Source organism: Enorma sp. (assembly GCF_982429025.1).
In genome coordinates this window covers 20,456-38,319 of sequence record NZ_CEWCAA010000010.1, presented here as the reverse complement: position 1 = coordinate 38,319, position 17,864 = coordinate 20,456, and the positions used below count along the sequence as shown (strand labels likewise).

11 protein-coding genes are annotated in these 17,864 nt (G+C 64.2%); 6 read left to right on the top strand and 5 right to left on the bottom strand.

Translation table 11 applies throughout. The features are described 5' to 3' along the window. Positions 1–446 precede the first annotated feature (446 nt). The 5 genes from AC1VS5_RS03140 (at position 447) to AC1VS5_RS03120 (ending at position 13,242) form a co-directional block, all read left to right on the top strand. Positions 447–3,749 (top strand): PD-(D/E)XK nuclease family protein, encoded by a 3,303-nt coding sequence (locus AC1VS5_RS03140; protein ID WP_481217668.1) that lies wholly within the window; start codon positions 447–449, stop codon positions 3,747–3,749. Beyond that, positions 3,749–7,441, top strand: a complete 3,693-nt coding sequence (locus AC1VS5_RS03135; RefSeq protein ID WP_481217667.1) for a UvrD-helicase domain-containing protein — start codon at positions 3,749–3,751, stop codon at positions 7,439–7,441. The genes AC1VS5_RS03140 and AC1VS5_RS03135 overlap by 1 nt, the downstream gene beginning before the upstream one ends. Positions 7,442–7,499: 58 nt before the next feature. Next, entirely contained in the window at positions 7,500–8,021 is a 522-nt protein-coding gene (locus AC1VS5_RS03130; RefSeq protein WP_481217666.1) for a DUF3284 domain-containing protein, read from the top strand. A gap of 346 nt (positions 8,022–8,367) precedes the next feature. Next, positions 8,368–12,159, top strand: a complete 3,792-nt coding sequence (dnaE, locus tag AC1VS5_RS03125; RefSeq protein ID WP_022348698.1) for a DNA polymerase III subunit alpha — start codon at positions 8,368–8,370, stop codon at positions 12,157–12,159. Between the two features lie 279 nt (positions 12,160–12,438). Beyond that, positions 12,439–13,242, top strand: coding sequence for a biotin--[acetyl-CoA-carboxylase] ligase (locus AC1VS5_RS03120; protein WP_481217665.1), 804 nt, complete (start codon positions 12,439–12,441; stop codon positions 13,240–13,242). A gap of 333 nt (positions 13,243–13,575) precedes the next feature. Here the strand turns inward: AC1VS5_RS03120 and AC1VS5_RS03115 are convergent, their stop codons facing one another. The 5 genes from AC1VS5_RS03115 to AC1VS5_RS03095 all read right to left on the bottom strand — a co-directional run bounded on the left by AC1VS5_RS03115 (position 13,576) and on the right by AC1VS5_RS03095 (position 17,188). Further along, the gene (locus AC1VS5_RS03115) at positions 13,576–14,970 is read right to left on the bottom strand and encodes an oxaloacetate decarboxylase subunit alpha (RefSeq protein WP_481217664.1); all 1,395 of its coding nucleotides are present in this window, start codon (positions 14,968–14,970) and stop codon (positions 13,576–13,578) included. A 24-nt stretch (positions 14,971–14,994) separates the two neighbouring features. After that, entirely contained in the window at positions 14,995–15,129 is a 135-nt protein-coding gene (locus AC1VS5_RS03110) for an OadG-related small transporter subunit (protein WP_019127948.1), read from the bottom strand. A gap of 12 nt (positions 15,130–15,141) precedes the next feature. After that, entirely contained in the window at positions 15,142–16,269 is a 1,128-nt protein-coding gene (locus tag AC1VS5_RS03105; protein ID WP_235895780.1) for a sodium ion-translocating decarboxylase subunit beta, read from the bottom strand. Positions 16,270–16,386: 117 nt separating this feature from the next. Next, the gene (locus tag AC1VS5_RS03100) at positions 16,387–16,806 is read right to left on the bottom strand and encodes an acetyl-CoA carboxylase biotin carboxyl carrier protein subunit (RefSeq protein WP_481217663.1); all 420 of its coding nucleotides are present in this window, start codon (positions 16,804–16,806) and stop codon (positions 16,387–16,389) included. Then, entirely contained in the window at positions 16,796–17,188 is a 393-nt protein-coding gene (locus tag AC1VS5_RS03095; protein WP_019127951.1) for a hypothetical protein, read from the bottom strand. Before AC1VS5_RS03095 ends, AC1VS5_RS03100 begins: the two co-directional genes overlap by 11 nt. Positions 17,189–17,416: 228 nt before the next feature. Between AC1VS5_RS03095 and AC1VS5_RS03090 the strand changes: the two genes are divergently transcribed. Next, complete coding sequence (locus AC1VS5_RS03090; RefSeq protein WP_481217662.1) at positions 17,417–17,779, top strand: desulfoferrodoxin family protein; 363 nt, start codon at positions 17,417–17,419, stop codon at positions 17,777–17,779. The last annotated feature ends 85 nt before the right edge of the window (positions 17,780–17,864 follow it).

Below are 17,864 nucleotides of genomic sequence, written 5' to 3'. Positions count from 1 at the left end.
GCGGGCGGTGCCCTCCGAGTCCAACGGGGTAGATGGAGGGATCCCTTGAGCAAGCTCACCCAGCTGCTGCTCGCGGCGGCTGTTCTGGTAGCGCTGATTCTGTTGGCCTACGAGATGCTGCTCGGCTAGGCCGGGCACGGGGTGATGCTTGACGCAAAAGGGAACAGCCGCCTTGGTGGAGACGGCTGTTCGGCGTGGGCATTACCCCACCACAACGTTTTCACAGGAGAGCTTAAAACCTTCTGCTCGCTACGAGTATACCCCAACGCGGCGTCCCCTGAACCGCACCCCGTTCGCCGCAGGGGCATACTCGGCCAAAAGCCATGCTCCTGGCATTGCTCCGCCACGCTTCTGAAGGAGAGGTTGCTTGTAGGGAATGCCGGGACCGCCGCTTTTTGTCCGCATGGGCGTGTAGGATATGATGCGAAGACGTTGAACGGAGGGCCATGTCCATCCAAATCGATCGCATTCCCTTGTCGGTGCAGCTCGGCGTGGAAGAGCTGAGGGCGCTTGAGGGGTTATTGGAGAGCTCTGGCCGCGTGACGCTTATCGTGCCCGATTTCGGCGTGCGCGACGCGTGTCGCCACGCGCTCGCCGATGCCGGTTGCGGCGTTGGCATCGACGTCACGACTCCCGACGGATGGATTCAGTCGCTGTGGGAGCTCATGGGCGACGGCAGGCGCATCGTATCGGGCGCGCAGCGCCGTTTGCTCGCGACCCGTTCCCTTCTATGCGACCGCGAAGAAGTGAGCATGCGGGGCGAGGGGGCCGCTTCCGTGGGGAGCGCGTGTGGCGAGGGGATGGCTTCCGCGAGGGGTGCGCAGAGCGAGGTTTCAGCTCCTGTGGAGCATGCGGCGGAGGACTTCTGCACCCCCGGCATGATCAAGATGATCGCCCGCGCGGCGCGCCTCTATCTTCCTTACATCGAACGTCGCGCCGATCGTGCGACCTGCTCGGCTTCTGAGCGGCGTATCGTTCGCGCCCTCGAGCGCTACGCTCGCTCTCTGCAAGATTTGGGGCTTATCGAAGGGTCTTCGGCTGCGGCCGTGCTTTCCGAGGGGCTTGCGGAGCGCCTGCCGGCCTGCGCGGGCGCCGTTGTGCTGCGCGGCGTCCACGAACTCCCGGAATATCTGCTTGAGCTCATCGGTGCCGTTGCTTCGGGCGGAGCGGTGCGCATAGTGCTCGAGCTCGAGGCGGCATCCGAGGCCGAGGCGCTCGCCCAGAGGTTCGGCGTTGCCGCCCACGGCGTGGCAGCTCTGGCCCAGCTGAGTGCGGGGGACGCCTCGCGCCCCGGTATCCCCTTGCGATTCGCTGAGGTCTGCGGGCCCTCGGCGCGCGAGGCAGCGTACGGCCTGATCGTCTCTGCAGCGGCACGCGAGGCAAGAGGCGCCGAGAGCGCCTGTCCAGCGCCCGCTGTGGCGGTTGCCGCTCCCGATCCCGCCGGCATGTTCCGTGACCTTGCTCCGCGTCTTGCTGCTCAGGGGATTGCGTCCTCGCTCGAGGTCCGGCTGGCGTTTCGCGATACGCGCGCCGGCCAGGCCGTCGCGGCGCTCTCCGATTTTCTCGAGCGCGTGAACGGCGAGGAGGCGAGTGCGTGGTGGCCTGCTCCCGAGATTCCCGACTGGATTCGCTCTCCGTTTTCGGGCCTTGCCTCGGGTGCGCCCCGTATCGCCCGCATGCTCGATACGCGCCTGCGCAAGACGCGCAGCCTCACCAGGAAAACGCTCATGCGCGAACTCGATAGCCTCCAGAGCCGTGAGCTCAACCGCGAGCGCGAGCTTGCGGAGCGCAGCGGGCGCGAGCGGCGGCCCATCGCGGTCAAAGCCGTTGTCGATGCGCTCGACGACGGCGCATACTCTCGTGCGTTCCAGCTCATGGCGGCCTGTGCCTCGTCGGCGCCTCTTGCCGCCTTTGGGACGGAGGGGCTCGCCGCCAAGCAGATGGAGCTCGCGGCGCTCGAGGCTGCCCAGGCTTTCATGGACGAGGCGCGCGAGCTCGGCGTCGCTGAGTCTCAGGCGTACCTTGCCTTGCCCGAGCTTACCGTTCGCTATGCGCAGCAGTTGGCTCCGCGGAGCTCCGAGGGCGAATTCCCGGACGGTTCATGTGCTTCACAGGCGCAGCCGACCGTGGCTTTTCGCTCGCTGGATGCGCTGGCGTCCTCTACCCCCGCATCGAGTGCGGTCGCATTCCTGCTCGATGCGGATGCTTCGTCCTATCCTTTGGCGGAGCGCGATACGCCCTTGACGCTGCTTGCCGAGAAGCTGGAGTGTACTGGCATCTCCGCGCAGCCCGCTGAGCGCCAACGCGTGCGGTTCCGTCATGCCGCGGAATCCGCTCAGGTTGCCGTATTCGGCTATGTTGCGAACGACCGGCAAGCGGAGGAGCGCTACCCGGCGCTCGCCTATGCCGAGGCCAAGGCTGCGGCGGGCGAGAGGGGGCAAGGTGCCTGCGTGCTCGGCCTTCCCCTTGCCATCGAGGGCGCTGCGGCCGCGCTCGACGGGACGCCTGCTCCGTGCGCCGCTGCCATACGCGCGCTCGACGCGCTTGATTGCACGCTGGGCAAGCTGCCCAACGAGGGGGCTTTGTTTGCCAATCTCGACCTCGCCGGGGGCGTGGGCGCCCGCCGCGATGCAGTTGGCGCAGCGGGCGAGCATTCCTTGGCCCCAGAGCTCAACCGCTTCCTGCTTTTGCCCGAGCGGAGCCTCGGCTCGCGCACGGTGCCGCGCACGCTTTCCGCCTCGCAGATCGAGAACTACCTGGCGTGCCCCTACCGCTGGCTCGTGAGCAACCGCGCCGCCACCCGGCGCCTCGATGTGGGCTTCGGCCCCATCGAGATGGGTAACTTCGTGCACGATGTCATGCAGCGCTTCCACGAACGGCTCATCGACGAGGGCCTCATGCGCGTGCGGCCTGAGACCGTGGACGCCTGCCTCATCCAGATGGACCAGGCGTTCATCGAGATACGTGCGGACCACCTGCGCGGCAAGTACACGCATGGGAAATATGCGCGCGAAGAGCGGCCCCGCGCCATTCGCGGGCCGCTTGTCCCGCTCGACGAACTCGAGCGCAACCGGCTGGACGCAATGCTTTCCAAGCTGCATGAAGTCGTGCGCTACGAGGCGGACATGCTCTCCATCTTCACTCCCTCGCAGTTTGAGTATTCCTTCGACAAAGAGGGCGTGACCTATGCGGGCCGTGCGCTCGGCGGCCGTATCGACCGAATCGACACGGCAGAGGATGCCGGGTTCGGGGAGCGCTTCGTGGTGATCGATTACAAGAACCGAGCCTCCGTGCGCGAGCTTGGATGCCCCGATCCCACCATGATGCTCGACGAAGGGGAAGAGCTGCCGCAGGGATGGCTGCCGGGCCGCGACGCGGATCGCGCCCCCAAGGTCCAGACCCTTATCTATGCCCAGGCCCTGGAACACCTGGGGGCGGGTTCGGCGCAGGGTGCCGTCTACTTCGCAACGCGCGGTCCCGAGGTCGCTGGCGCGGTGGCAGATTCCCTTACCGCCTCTGAGCCCCCGGCCTTCCCGCACGATGCCGTCTCGGGCTATCCCGGCGTCAAGCCCCCGCGTTCACGTACCGCGAAGCACGATGGCTTCCTCAAGTTCAAGACGCTGCTCGATACGGTGGAGGAGGGGGTTGCCCGTGAGCTCGATGCGCTCGAGGCGGGCGCCATCGCCCCGCGCCCCGCGGCCGACTCCTGTTCGTTCTGTCCGCTCACGATGTGCGAAAAGAGGCGCTGATGGCACGGGTAACCCTTGAGGCAAAGCAGGAGCGCATCGTGCGTGCGCTCGAAGGGCCGCTCTTCGTTTCGGCGGGCGCCGGTTCCGGCAAGACCTTCACGCTCACCCAGCGCGTGCTCTATGCGCTCAAGCCGGGCTCCAAGCCGCGCGACCAATGGGCAGATCCCGATCGGCCCGAAGCCTTTCTCGATAGCATCGACCAGGTGCTTGCCATCACGTTCACGGACAAGGCGGCGACCGAGCTCAAGGAGCGCATCCGTTCGGCGCTTCGCGAGGAGGGCCTCGATGCCGAGGCCGAGAAGGTCGATAATGCGTGGATTTCGACCATCCATGGCATGTGCTCGCGCATCATCCGGGCCCATGCGCTCGATCTTGGCGTCGACCCCGCTTTCACGGTCGCGGGCTATGCAGACGATCTCAAGCGCCTCGCCGTCGAGCACGTGCTGAGGCGCGTGACGGCGGAAGATGTCGGCGGCACAGGGCCCTTCGACGAGCTGCTCGAGGCATTTGAACTTGAGTCGCAAGATGGGTCGATGAGCCTTTCGAGCTTGCTCTCCATCCTCGTTGCCATCCTCTCGAAGGTGTCGACGCTCATCGGTGGGCTTGAGGCGTTCGAGCAGGTGAAGGCGCATCCGTCGCATATCTATCTGTATGAAGCCTATCGAGATATTGCCGACACCCCGTCCTATGCGAATTGCGCCGCAGCGCGCTCTGCCGTCGAGGCGCTCGACGCCTATCTCGCATCCCCGCGCGATCTGTCGGCGCTCCGTGCTTGCTACGCCGCATGCGGCGAGCTCTCCAAGCAGGTGCGCGGCATGGGCAAAGACGAGAAGAGCTTCGTCGATGCGGTCCGTTCGGCGCGTCCGGCATTTTTCGCCGAATCCTACCTCGCCTTGCGTGCGGGCGCACTCGATGAGCTCATGCCGCTCGCGGCAGAGGTCGATGCCGAATATCGCGCGCTCAAACATGATCGGTCGGTGCTCGATAACGACGACCTGCTCACGCTCGCCTACGAGGCGCTCAAGAACGACCCGCGCGTACAGGCTGAGTTTTCCGGCAAGTTCAAGATGGTGATGGTCGACGAGTTCCAAGATACCGCCCAGCAGCAGGTGGAGCTCGTGAGCTTGCTCTGCAGCCCCGATGCACGCGAGCTCTGCACGGTGGGCGATGCCCAGCAGTCCATCTACCGGTTCCGCGGCGCAGATGTCTCGGTGTTTCGAAATAAGAAGGGCGATATCGAGGCCTCGGGCAACGGCACCGTGTGCAGCCTCGATGTCAATTACCGCAGCCATGCGGACATCCTCTCCTATGCCGACCGCATCTTCGGGGGCGAGGGCGCAAACCCGCTTGGCAGGGACTTCCTGCACCTCGACTCCTGCGGTGAGGAAACGCGCCGCGGCGCGCGCAAGGTGGGCCCGGGCACCTCTCGTCGGCAGGCGGTCCTCGTGTGCGGCGGCACCGCCGACACGCGCGCCGAGGCGAAAGCGGCTGCGGTGGCAGCGCGTCTTAAGCGGTTGCACGACGAAGAAGGTTTCGCCCCGAGCGACATGGTCATTCTCATGGCACGCCTCACCAAGGCGAGCACGTACGCCCAGGCGGTGCGCGCCGCGGGCATGCCCTGCGTGGTCTCGGGCGGCACCTCGGTGTTCCGCAGAGCGCCCGAGGTGGGGATCATCGGTGCGCTCCTCGCGTTTCTCGCCAATCCCGACGATGGCGAGAACGGCATCACGCCACTTGTCACCTCGCCGATGTTCAACCTGGGCGCGACTGAGCTTTTGGCGCTGTCCACCTGTGTTAATGCCGAGACGGGCATAACCGACACGCGCTCCATTACCGGCGAGGTGCTCTTGCTCGCTCCCATCATGGAGGAATTCGGGCAGCTGCCCGTGCTCGACCGCATGCGCGAGGTGCTGCTGCGCGCCGCCTCGCGAGCCGGTCGCGACCGCACGTCCGAGATCGTGCGCGACGCGGTGGCGGATTCGGGCTGGCTCGACCGCCTGGAGAAGGGCGGCGCCCAGGAGCATGCCGTGGCGGCGAACGTGCTCAAGGCGCTCGCGATCGTGGCGGAAGAGGAGGAGGGCCGCGCCTTCGCCCCGCGCCTCGTCGCACGGGCCTTCGCGGACCACATCGCCCACGTCAAAGAATCTCCCGCAGCGCTTTCCGGAGCGGGTGAGGACGCGGTGCGCATCATGACGGTGCATGCTTCGAAGGGGCTCGAGTTCCCGGTGGTCGCGGTGGCTGAGTGCGACGGCATCCGATCGAACGGCGATCGCATCCAGTTCTGCGACCGCACCGGCACGACGCTTTGGTCGGCGCTGCCCAACCGCTTCGAACCTGCCTCGGACAAAGACTTGCTCAAGTTGCCCGCGCTCGATTCCGATGAAGACGCCGCGCCGGCGGGGGAGGGTGCTGTGCCTTCCCGTGCCTCGGAGGCATTCGTCTTCATGCGGGATGAGCGTAACGCCCTGGACTACGAGGAGGCGGCGCGCCTCCTGTACGTCGCCATCACGCGAGCTCGCGAGGTCGCCGTCCTCGCGATGGGCGCCGGCGCCGCTACAGAGCTCGAGCCGGGGCATGGCACGTCGCTCGTGGGCGAGGTGCTCGCGCGTATTCTTCCGAGCGACGCCGAGAACGGCGGCCTGCCCGACCTCGGTGCCGACCGGCTCGATTTCGACGACGCCCATGCCGGTGATTTCCAGATGGTGCTGCTCGACGATCTCAAGTATCCCTCGAAGAGCGGCGGTGCCAAGCGTCCGCAGCTTGTGTTCCATGCTGAGGATTACCCGCTGGGAACGGCCGGCGTCGAGCCTGTTGGCATGGACACCGGTGGCGGCGCCGGCGGTAGCGCGGCGCTCGATGAGGGCTCTTGCCCCATGAGCGCCCCCGAACCCGCAACGCGCGAGGTGCTGCTGGTGCGGCCGGCAACGGTCGATGCCGCGACGCTCCCGCTTCCGCCAGTCGCTCGAGATTCCTACAGCTATACCTCGATGGCTGCTGAGCTTCATGAGGAGGGGGAGGACCACCTCTCGGCAGCGCCGGTAGAGGCGGCGGGCGAAGATGAGTTCTCGCTCGGCGAGCTGGGCGTGCAGTTCCCTGATGGCGAGCAGGACGATGCGGCCGGTGAGGCGACCTCGCGCCGTCCCCATGGTTCTGAGCCCACTTCTTCGGACGACCCCACCGCCCTGGGTTCTGTGTTTCACGCGGCAGCTCAATGGCTTATCGAGACGGGTGCAGATAGCGTGCCGGTCGAGCGCATCGAAGCCCTTGTGCGCTATTGGGGCGTGAGCCCAGCCCAACGTGAACGCCTCGCGACGGCACTTGCCCGCTGGGAGGGCTCGCGGGTCCGTGCCGAGTTGCTCTCCTGGCCACAGGTTCGCGCCGAGGTGCCGTTCTTCAGCCTTGGCATGGATGAGGCGCGCGAGCGCTTCGGCGCGTACGCCGAGGGCGCCATCGACGCTCTCGCTACCGATCCGGCGCGCCCCGGCGAGGCGCTCGTCATCGACTACAAGACGGGTGGCAGCGCGAACGAGACAGCCGAGCAGCTCCAGAGGAAGCACGAGCTTCAGGCGCGTGTGTATGCCGACGTGCTGCACCGCGCCGGCTTCTCGCGCGTTGCCCTCGCTTTCGTCCGCGTCGAGATTGAAGATCCCGCCCACGCCGGAGAGCCTCAGGTGGTAAGGTACGAGCAATAGGGAATGCGCGCCGTGCCTGGGGCTTCCGGCGCGCGGCCGAGACAGCTGAAAGGTTGCCATGCAGCTCACACGCACACTCTCGATCACGGCCGAGGAATTCTTCGATCAGATCGAGCAATCGATTCTCGCGGACATCAAGGAGGCCACGGGGAAAGACATCTCGCGCGCCAAGCTCAACGGCTTCAAGTACAAGAAGCGTGCGCGTGGCGGCGGCAAGGGCGGCACGCCCATGGACGTGAAGGTCAAGCACTACCGCTACCCTGAGCTCTATGAGGTTCGGTTCACCTATGCCACCGGTGTGAACACCCTGCGCTACCAGGTTATCGAGGTGGGCGACGGCTCGCTCACCATCGAATACGCGGAGGAGCTCGAGGCCCGCGGCGGGTCCGACAAGGGCATCAGGGGTACCATCAACCGCAAGCTCTACGATGCCCGCATTCGCCGTCGGGCCGTGAAGACGCTCAAGGCTATCGAAGAGATGGCGGTGCGCGACCGCAAGGCGCGTGAGAACAATCCCAAGCTCGCTGAGCTCGAAGTTGGCCCCGAGGCGGATACCGAGGATGAGGAGCAAGCGGAATAGGCATCGTGCGTTCCCCTGCCACCCCCTGCTAAGCTAACGGGCGCAAAATCGCAGAAAAGCGGGGGTATAAAAAGCGATTTCTCGCGAAAAGCTGCCCACAAGCGCAAGGAGTGCGTTATGAGGGCGAGCGCCGCACAGGGAGCCGTCCCTACGCACCATCTATCGAACACGCTGTGGTGCTTCCGAGCATCGCACAATTGTTCGAAATCGTGTCCGCCCCGTGCGGTAGAATCGGGTTCCGGAATCGGATGGCCAATATCGCACCGCACCCGTACCACGCCTGCGCCTGTGCCGCTTCCGCATCAAGCATGTTCGTCGTACCAGCACATACCTAAGGAGATGCACCGTGGCCTTCGTTCACCTTCACAACCATTCTGAATATTCCATGCTCGACGGCGCAACCCGCGTGAGCGACATGGTCAACCGCGCGGTCGAGCTCGGTATGCCCGCCGTGGCGCTCACCGACCATGGGTACATGTACGGTATCCCGGAGCTCGGTCTCGCGTGCGACGCGGTGAACAACGCCGCGCTCGATTTCAAGCAGTGGAAGCACGACAAGACCGCCTTCGCCGAGGGGGATTTCGGCGAGGCACCCGAGGACGACAAGGCACGCGCCCAATGGGAGCGCGACCGCGCCGCATGGGAGGCCGAGGGTTCGCTCGAGGGCACCAAGCCCGATCCGGTCATCAAGCCCATCTTCGGCTGTGAGGTCTATTTCACCCCAGACGAGACGCTTTCGCGCGACCGCAAGCCCGAGCTCTACCATATGATCCTCATTGCCCGGAACGAGACTGGCTACGTGAACCTCATGCAGACAGTCTCCGAGGCCGCAACACAGGGCTTCTACTACAAGCCCCGTGTGACCCTCGACAATTTGCGCCGCCATCGCGAGGGGCTCATCGCCACCTCGGCATGCATCGCGGGCATCATCCCCAAGTGCATCGATCGCAACCAGCTCGACGAGGCCATCCGGTGGGCGGAAACCTTCCGCGATACCTTTGAGCCGGGGAACTTCTACATCGAGATCCAAGACCACGGCATCACCACCGACCGAGGCCTTACCGACGAGCAGCTTTCCCGGCAGCTCATCGACATCGCCAAGCAGGTGGGCGTCAAAGTCATCGCTACCAACGACTTCCATTACCTCACGCGCGAGGACGCTCCGGTGCAGGACATCATGATGTGCATCGGCATGAACTCCAAGGTAGACGATCCCAACCGCATGCGCATGCATGGCAGCGAGTTCTACATGAAGACCGAAGAGGAGATGCGCGCGCTCTTCCCGTACTGCCCGGAGGCATGCGACAACACGATTGAAATTGCCGAGAAATGCGACGTCCAGCTCGAGTGGGGAAAGATCATCCTCCCGCGCTACCCGTTGCTAGACCCCGGTGAGACGCACGAGAGCCAGTTCCGTCGCGAGTGCGAGGAAGGCCTCGCCAAGCGCTATGGAGAGGACTGGGAGACCAGGGTCATAAACGGCATCTCCGTGAAAGAGCGCTTCGAATTCGAATACAAGGTCATCTGCGACAAGGGCTTCGCCGCGTACTTCCTCATCGTGGCCGAATACGTACGCTGGGCCAAGCAGAACGGCATCGGCGTGGGCCCGGGCCGTGGCAGCGCCGCCGGCGCCATCGTGGCCTATGCCATGGACATCACCACCTTCGATCCCCTCGAGAACGGCCTCATGTTCGAGCGATTCCTCTCGCCCGAGCGTACCGAGATGCCCGATATCGATATGGACTTCGACGATGAGCGGCGGCTCGAGGTAATCGAGCACGTCCGCCAGCTATACGGCCCCGAGAAGGTCACGCACGTCATCACCTACTCGACCATCAAGGCGAAGCAGGCGATCAACGATGCCGCCCGCGTGCTCGACTATCCGGTGTATGTGGGCCAGCGGCTCTCCAAGATGATTTCGAGCGACCCGAAGGTCAAGCTCAAGCAGGTGCTCAGCAAGATCGAGGGCAAAGAGGAGAACTTCAACCCCGACTTCGCCGAGGCCTACGCCAAGGACCCGGATGCGCACCGCATCATCGATTCGGCGCTCTCCATCGAGGGCCTTACGCGTGGCGAGGGCGTGCATGCGTGCGCCGTGCTCATCTGCCGCGATCCGGTGAACGAGCACGTGCCCACCAAGCTCGACACCAAGGGCGGCGTGGAGATTACCCAGTACGAAGGCCATACGGTCGCCGACATGGGCCTCCTCAAGATGGACTTCCTGGGGCTGCGCACGCTCACGGTCATCTCTAAGGCGAAGGCCAACATAAAGGCCAACCATGGCATCGATATCGATGTGGACAAGATCCCCTTCGATGACCCGGAGATCTTCAAGCTCATGCAGGGCGGCCATACCGCCGGCGTTTTCCAGGTCGAATCTGCCGGCATGACGGCTACCATCAAGAACATGAAGCCCACGGAATACAAGCACGTGGTCGCATTGATCGCCCTGTACCGCCCGGGCCCCCTGGGTGCTGGCATGGTGGCCAGCTACATCAACCGCATGAACGGCAAAGAGCCTGCCGTCTCGTACGATCCGCGCCTTGACGATATCCTGGGCGAGACCTACGGCACCATGGTCTACCAGGAGCAGGTCATGAACATCTCGGTCGAGATGTGCGGCTTCTCCAAAGGCGAATCGGACTCCCGTATCCGCAAGCCCGTGGCCAAGAAGAAGATCAAGATGCTCACCGAGCAGGTCTTCAGCTGGGAAGACGGGCACGAGGAGACCATCTACGACCACTGGATGAACGGCGCCGAGCGGAACGGCTACAAGCGTCAGACGGCCCAGCGCATCTGGGACGACGTGCTCGAGTTCGCATCCTACGCGTTCAATAAGTCGCATTCCGCCGGCTATGCCATTCTCGTCATGCAGACGGCCTGGTTGAAGGCACATTATCCGCATGAATACATGGCGGCCGTGCTCACCTCGTATACCGGCAAGACCGAGAAGATCACGCATTACGTGAGCGCCTGCCGCCACGACGGCATCCCGGTGCTGCCGCCAGACGTGAACGAATCGGGTAAGGAATTCACGGCAACGGCGGAGGGCGTCCGCTTCGGCCTCGCGGGCATCCGCGGCGTGGGCGAGGGCGTGGCCCAGGCAATCATCGACGAGCGCACGCGCGGCGGCGCGTTCAAGAACCTGCACGATTTCGTCGACCGCGTCGACTCGAGCCAGGCGAACCGCCGCGTGATCGAGGCGCTTATCAAGTCCGGCGCCTTCGACTCCACGGGCTACACGCGTCGCCAGCTCATGAGTTTCGTTGATAAGGGCAACCCGGAGAACATCATCGATGCGGCCGCCAAGCGCCAGAAGGATCGCGCGAAGGGGCAGATGTCGTTCTTCGACATGTTCGGCGATGTTGATGGTTCCGGCTTCGAGGTCGCGGTGCCTGAGCCCGACGGCCAGGAATGGGACCGCCACATGAAGCTCTCGGCTGAGCGCGACGTGCTCGGCATCTACGTCTCGGACCATCCGTTGCGCCCGTATGAATACGCGCTCTCCAAGGCGCGCGAGTTCACGCTCACGCAGATCGATACCGGCGTCGACCGGCGTGTGCCCGGCAGCGATACGACGGTGCACCAAGAGATCCCCGAGGGCAAGCCCTATTGGTTTGCGGGCATGGTCGCCGAGGTTTCCAAGCGCGTGACCAAGAATGGCGACCCTATGGCCATCGTGCGCCTGGAGGACATGGAAGGCGAGGCGACCATCGTCATCTTCCCCAAGACGTATAAGGAGTGCGAGGGCTTCCTGTATGGCGAGACGGATCCCGAAACGGGTGCGGTGCTCTCGGATGCCTTCATTCGCGTGCGGGGAAAAATCGAGCGGAGCGACCGCGGCGACCAGATTATCGCGCAGGAAGTGCTGCCGCTCGAGCTGAACGACGAGGTCAACCGTCCCAAGGTGCTGGAGATCATGATTCCAAGCGCCCGCTTTAGCCAGGGGAGCATGGCGCGCCTCGCGGCGGTGCTCACCACCAACCCGGGTGGCGACCGCGTCGAGATCTTCGTGGAGCAAAGCGACGGCCAAACGATGCGCGCCGAGATTCCCACGCGCGTGAATGCAAGGTCCATCCCGCTCATCGCCGAGACGAAGGCCATCGTGGGCGAGCGCGGCCGCGTGACGGTCATCTAGGTACCCCGGCCCCGAGCTGCTATGCGGTTCGGGGCCGTTCGCATAGCGAGGTGGATGGACGGCGCGCTATCTCAGGGAGGATAGTGAGCGAGACGAAGTGTTCGACCGTTGCTTCGGGGCCGCTCGCCTTGGGATTTTGAGCGTTCGCCGGATTGATGCCACTGCAAGTGGCGATGTGCCTGCGAAGGGCGTGCGCAGCTGGGTACAACAGTCCTAATCGCAGCGCTTGAGGCGTTGCTGCGGCGTAAACAACACAGACGAATACGCAGGAGGCTGGCCATGGCTGACGCTCGCTACGACGGTTTTGATGCGATTGAAGTGCTCGACGAGGTCGACTCCACAAACGAAGAGCTCATGAAGCGCGCCCGCGCCGGCGCTCCCGAGGGGACGGCTCTTCGCGCGCGCGTGCAGCAATCGGGCAGAGGGCGCAGATCGCATGGGTGGACATCTCCCGAAGGCGGGTTGTACCTCTCGGTGCTCATCAAGCCCGAGGTGCCGGACCGGGTGCTATCGGGCCTTCCCGTGGCATGCGGCATCGGCGTGGCAAACGCCCTAGAGCAGATTGGGTGCGAGGGCGTGCAGCTCAAGTGGCCAAACGACGTCGTGACGCCCAAGGGTAAGCTCGGAGGCATCCTTGTGGAGCTCGGTCGGTCGTCCGGTGAGAAGCTCGCGGTATGCGGTCTTGGCATCAACTATGAGTCCATCAAGATGGAATGGCGCGATCCGAATGCGCTGCCCATCGCGGGCCTTGTTGACTGCATGCCCGAAGGATCAGAGGCGCCGTCGCTCGATGAGCTTGCCGAGGTGATTCGCGCCTCGATACTCGAGGCGGTGGCGATGTGGACCGAGGGTGTTGGCAAAGCGGGGAGCGCTGCCGCGCCCCTTACCGGCATCAAGGACGTCTACAACGAGCTCCTTGCCTATGCTGGCGAGCGCGTGTACGTGAGCGCCCCCGATGGCAGCGTGTCCGAGAATGGCGTGCTTCGCGGCGTCGATTCCTGGGGCCGTGCCCTCGTCGAGCTTTCTGATGGCATCGTGCGCGAGTACGATTCCTCCCGCGTCTCCCTCCGCCCCGTCAGGTAGTAGCGCCATCCCAACCACGTTTTCCATGCGCGCCAACGTAACCCGCGCACAACCAAAAGGGCCCCTGCAACGGGGCCCTTCCTTTTCATTCCAGTAACCTTCCCTGGGGGCGATGCGAAGCGAGCCCCCTCGTGACCGCGTGGGAGCCGCAGCCGCTCGCGCAGCGGCCGGCCGACGTCGACCGGGTAAACGCAGGGAGCCCCTCGACGTTTACTTCTGAGCGATTTCGCAGCAACTCAGCTCTGCTGAGTTGCGAGGACCAGCGAAGAAGCAAACGTCGAGGGGCTCCCAGTGGGACCGATAGCGAGAGAGGCTCTCTCGACCAGCGACGCCCTACGCCACGTCGATCGTGACCTCAACCTCCTGCACGGGCACATCGTAGAACGGGTCTTCGCGCCGTCCCAGGAAGTCTCGCGCCTGTTCCGGGAAGAGCGCATAGGAGAGCACGTCTTCCTCGCTCTTGGCGTACATCCCGATCTCTTCGCGCGCCTTGGGGAGTTCGGGCTCGAGCAGGTCGGCGGGGCGGCTCGTGATGACCTCATCGTCACCGATGATGAGCTTGCGAATCTCTTTCGAGATGGTCACGGGTGGCCGTCCGTACATGCCGTGCACATAGTCCTTGATTTCCTTCGGGACCACCTTGTAGCGCTCGCCGGAGAGCACGTTCATGAGCGCCTGCGAGCCCACCATCTGCGAGAGCGGCGTTACGAGCGGCGGATATCCCAGCTCGGCGCGCACGCGCGGTACCTCGGCGAGTACCTCGTTGTAGCGGTCGAGTGCGCCGAGGTCGGTAAGGTTGCTGATCATGTTCGAGAGCATGCCGCCCGGCACCTTGTAGAGAAGCGCCTTCGGCTCCACCTCGAGCACCTTGGGGTTGAGGCCGCCGTCGGCGAGGAAGCGATCGCGCACGCCGGCGAAGTGCTTGGCGATGACGTCGAGCTTGTCTACGTCAAGCCCCGTCTCGTAGCCCAGACCATCGAGTGCGATGGCCATGGACTCCGTGCAGGGTTGGCTCGTTCCCTCCGCGAGCGGGGAGAGGCAGGTGTCGATGATGTCGGCCCCGGCCTCGACGGCCTTAAGGTAGGTCATCTGGCCGATGCCCGCAGTGCCGTGCGTGTGCACCTGTACGGGCAGGTCGGTTGCGGCCTTGATCTCGCCCACGAGCTCGTAGGCGACCTCGGGCGTGAGCACGCCCGCCATGTCCTTGATGCAGATGCTGTCGGCTCCGGCGCGCTCCATCTCGGTCGCGAGCGAAACGAAGTAACGGATCGTGTGAACGTCGCTCGTGGTGTAGCAGATGGCCGCCTGCACCTCGCCGCCCGCCTCCTTTGCGGCACGAATCGAGGTCTTGAGGTTGCGCGTGTCGTTGAGCGCGTCGAAGATGCGCAGCACGTCGATGCCGTTCTCGACGGACTTCTTCACGAACTCCTCGACGACGTCATCCGCATAGTTGCGGTATCCAAGCAGGTTCTGGCCGCGCAGCAACATCTGCAGCTTGGCGTTCTTCACGTGGCTGCGGATGGTGCGCAGGCGCTCCCATGGGTCTTCGCCCAGGTAGCGCAAGCACGAGTCGAAGGTCGCGCCGCCCCATACCTCGAGGGCGTACAGCCCGCAGGAATCAAGGTCTTCGAGCACCGGTAGCATGTCCTCGATGGGCATGCGCGTCGCGATCTGGCTCTGCTGACCGTCGCGCAGGATGGTTTCCATAAAGCGAATGGTGCGTCCCATATGGCCGTCCTCCTTTCGCGGTCGCTACGCCTCGGGCCCGCGCGGCGCGAAGATCTTCGACAGCGCGAGCGACACGAGGTAGATGATGATCATGACGACGAAGATGCCGCCCCAACCGATACCGAGGAGCTCGAAGGCGGTGATAAGGTTCTCAGACATACCGTGTCCTCCCTACATCAAGAGCCCGAGCACGAGGCCGCCGGCGACGACCGAGGCAATCTGCCCGGCCACGTTCGCGGCGCTCGCCTGCATGAGGATGAAGTTCTGCGGATCCTCTTCCGTGGCAAGGCGCTGCACGACGCGCGAGCTCATGGGGAACGCCGAGATGCCGGCGGCACCCACCATGGGGTTGATCTTCTCCTTGCGGAAAAGGTTCAAAAGCTTTGCGAACATGACGCCGCCCACCGTGTCCATGACGAAGCCCACGAGGCCGAGTGCCATGACGATGAGGGTGTCGACCTGCAGGAAGTCGTGATACTCCATCTTCACCGAGACGCACAGGCCCAAAAGGATCGAGATGAGGTTCACGAGCTCGTTTTGGGCACTCTTGGAGAGGCTGTCGAGCACGCCGCATTCGCGCAACAGGTTACCGAACATGAGGAAGCCAACAAGCGGCAGCGAGGCCGGTGCGATGAGGCCGGCGATGATGCAGATGATGACGGGGAAGAGGATCTTCGACGTCTTAGAGACGGCGCGCGGGTTGTAATTCATATGGATGCGACGCTCGCGCTTCGTGGTGCACGCCTTGATGGCGATGGGCTGGATGATGGGCACGAGGGCCATGTACGAGTACGCGGCGACCATGATAGCGCCCATATACTTCGAGCCTAAGCTGTTAGCCACGAAGATGGACGTGGGGCCGTCCGCTGCGGCGATGATGCCCGTGGAGGCGGCGTCGGCGATGTCGAAGCCGAGGAGCGTCGCCACGATGATCACGAAGAAGATGCCGAACTGCGCCGCCGCGCCGAAGATGAGCAGAAACGGGCTCGAGAGCAGGGGCCCGAAGTCGATCATGGCGCCGATGCCGATGAAGAGCAGCAGCGGGAAGAGCTCCGTCTCGATGCCCATGTCGAAGAGGATCTGGAAGGGTCCGGTCTCTCCGATGACGCCGGAGCTGGGAATGTTCACCAAGATGGTGCCAAGGCCCATGGGCACGAGCAACGTGGGCTCGTATTCCTTCTTGATGCCAAGGTACATGAGGACGCAGCCGATGGCCATCATGACGAGGCGGCCGGGTTCGGCCGCGAGCGCCACGATGCCAGCAGTCAGCACATCAGCTGCCGTGGTTAGAATCTCCAATGGTCTCTCCTCTGTCGGGTTGACGGTAGGTCGGACGTGGCTGTCAACCCCGGTATCGGGTGAATAGGCACGGGCTGGCAGGTCCCTCCGACCCCGCTGTCAACCCGTGCGGTGCGGTTAGGAAATCGAGAACAGCAGGTCCCCCGGATTCACCATGTCGCCCTTGGCAACGTTGATCGAGGCGATGGTACCGGCCTGCTCGGCGACGATCTCGCTCTCCATCTTCATGGCCTCGAGGACCATGACGGGCTGGTTGACCTCGACGGTGTCGCCCACGTTGACATGGATGTCGAGAATGGTGCCGGGCATGGGGGCTTCCTGCGTATGGGCGCCCGCCGGTGCGTTGGCGGAAGGCGCGGCTGCCGGAGCGGGCGCGGGCTCCGCAGCGGGCGCGGGAGCCGGCTCCGGAGCGGCGGCAGGAGCCGGGGCGGCCGCGGGGGCGGCTACGACGGGCGCAGGCCCTGCCGGGGCACCGATCTCCTCCATTTCCACAAGGTACTGTGTTCCATCGATCGAGATTTTGAATTTACGCAGCATCGCTTTGGGTCCCTTCCATGTCCTTCTGCTTATAGATGCGCTTTACAGCAAACGAGCTCTTTTCCAGGGCTCCCGCGCCCAGTGCCGTCGCGATGACGGCGACGCGTTGATGCTCGGGGTTGGCGACCGAAACGCGCTTAACCACGAGCTTGCTTTCTTCTTGGGCGCCTGCGGCGATGGCCGAGGCGATGATGCATGCCGGTAGGTGCTCGGCGGGGTCGACGGGAAGGTAGGCGGGTACTTCTTCCCACTCATCCTGGGGGAATCCGGGCGCGATCTCGGGGCGCGCGGCATGCGCACTCGGTGATCCCGGGGCATCAGCCCTCCGCTTACGCTGCGCGGACCGCGAGAAGCGCTCGCGCAGCCAGGAACGAAAACCCATGTGTCCGTCCTTTCTCACGCGCCATTTGGGATGAGGGAAACACGCGGCGCGTGCTCATATGAAGATATTGTATAGGGAATGTAGTGGTTTGTGGGAGCTCGATGAAAACTCGTTGTGTGGAGGTTCCAAGCATCTTGCCGCCCTCCTCCGCCGGTGACTACCGCTTCATGCGCGCGGGCATAATAGGCGAAGTCTAAGAGCATACGCACACGTGACATGGAGGTCAATATGGCTACGTTTTATAAGAACGACGCGAACAACTTCCTCGCTGCCCTGCAGGTCGAGACTCCGGCTCCCGCGGGTTATCAGGTGCTCGACGCCAATACGAGCGACGGTGCCGTCGAGAAGCATGTTCCTGTCGTCGAGATTGAGCACGAGGGCCGCCTCATCAAGGTGACGGTCGGCTCGACCGAGCATCCCATGGAGACGGCCCATTACATCCAGTGGATCGCGCTCGAGGCGGACGACCGTCTCGAGGTGCATCATCTCAAGCCCGGTCAGAGCCCCGTGGCGTTCTTCCCCGGCGGCGTTAAGGCCGGTACGGTGTACGCCTACTGCAACCTTCATGGGCTGTGGAAGGCAGAGTTCTAGGCTCTTCGCTACCAATGGATGCGGAAGGGTCGCCTTCGGGCGGCCCTTTTTCGCATAAAATCGCAGAAGAGGTTTACGTATCGCT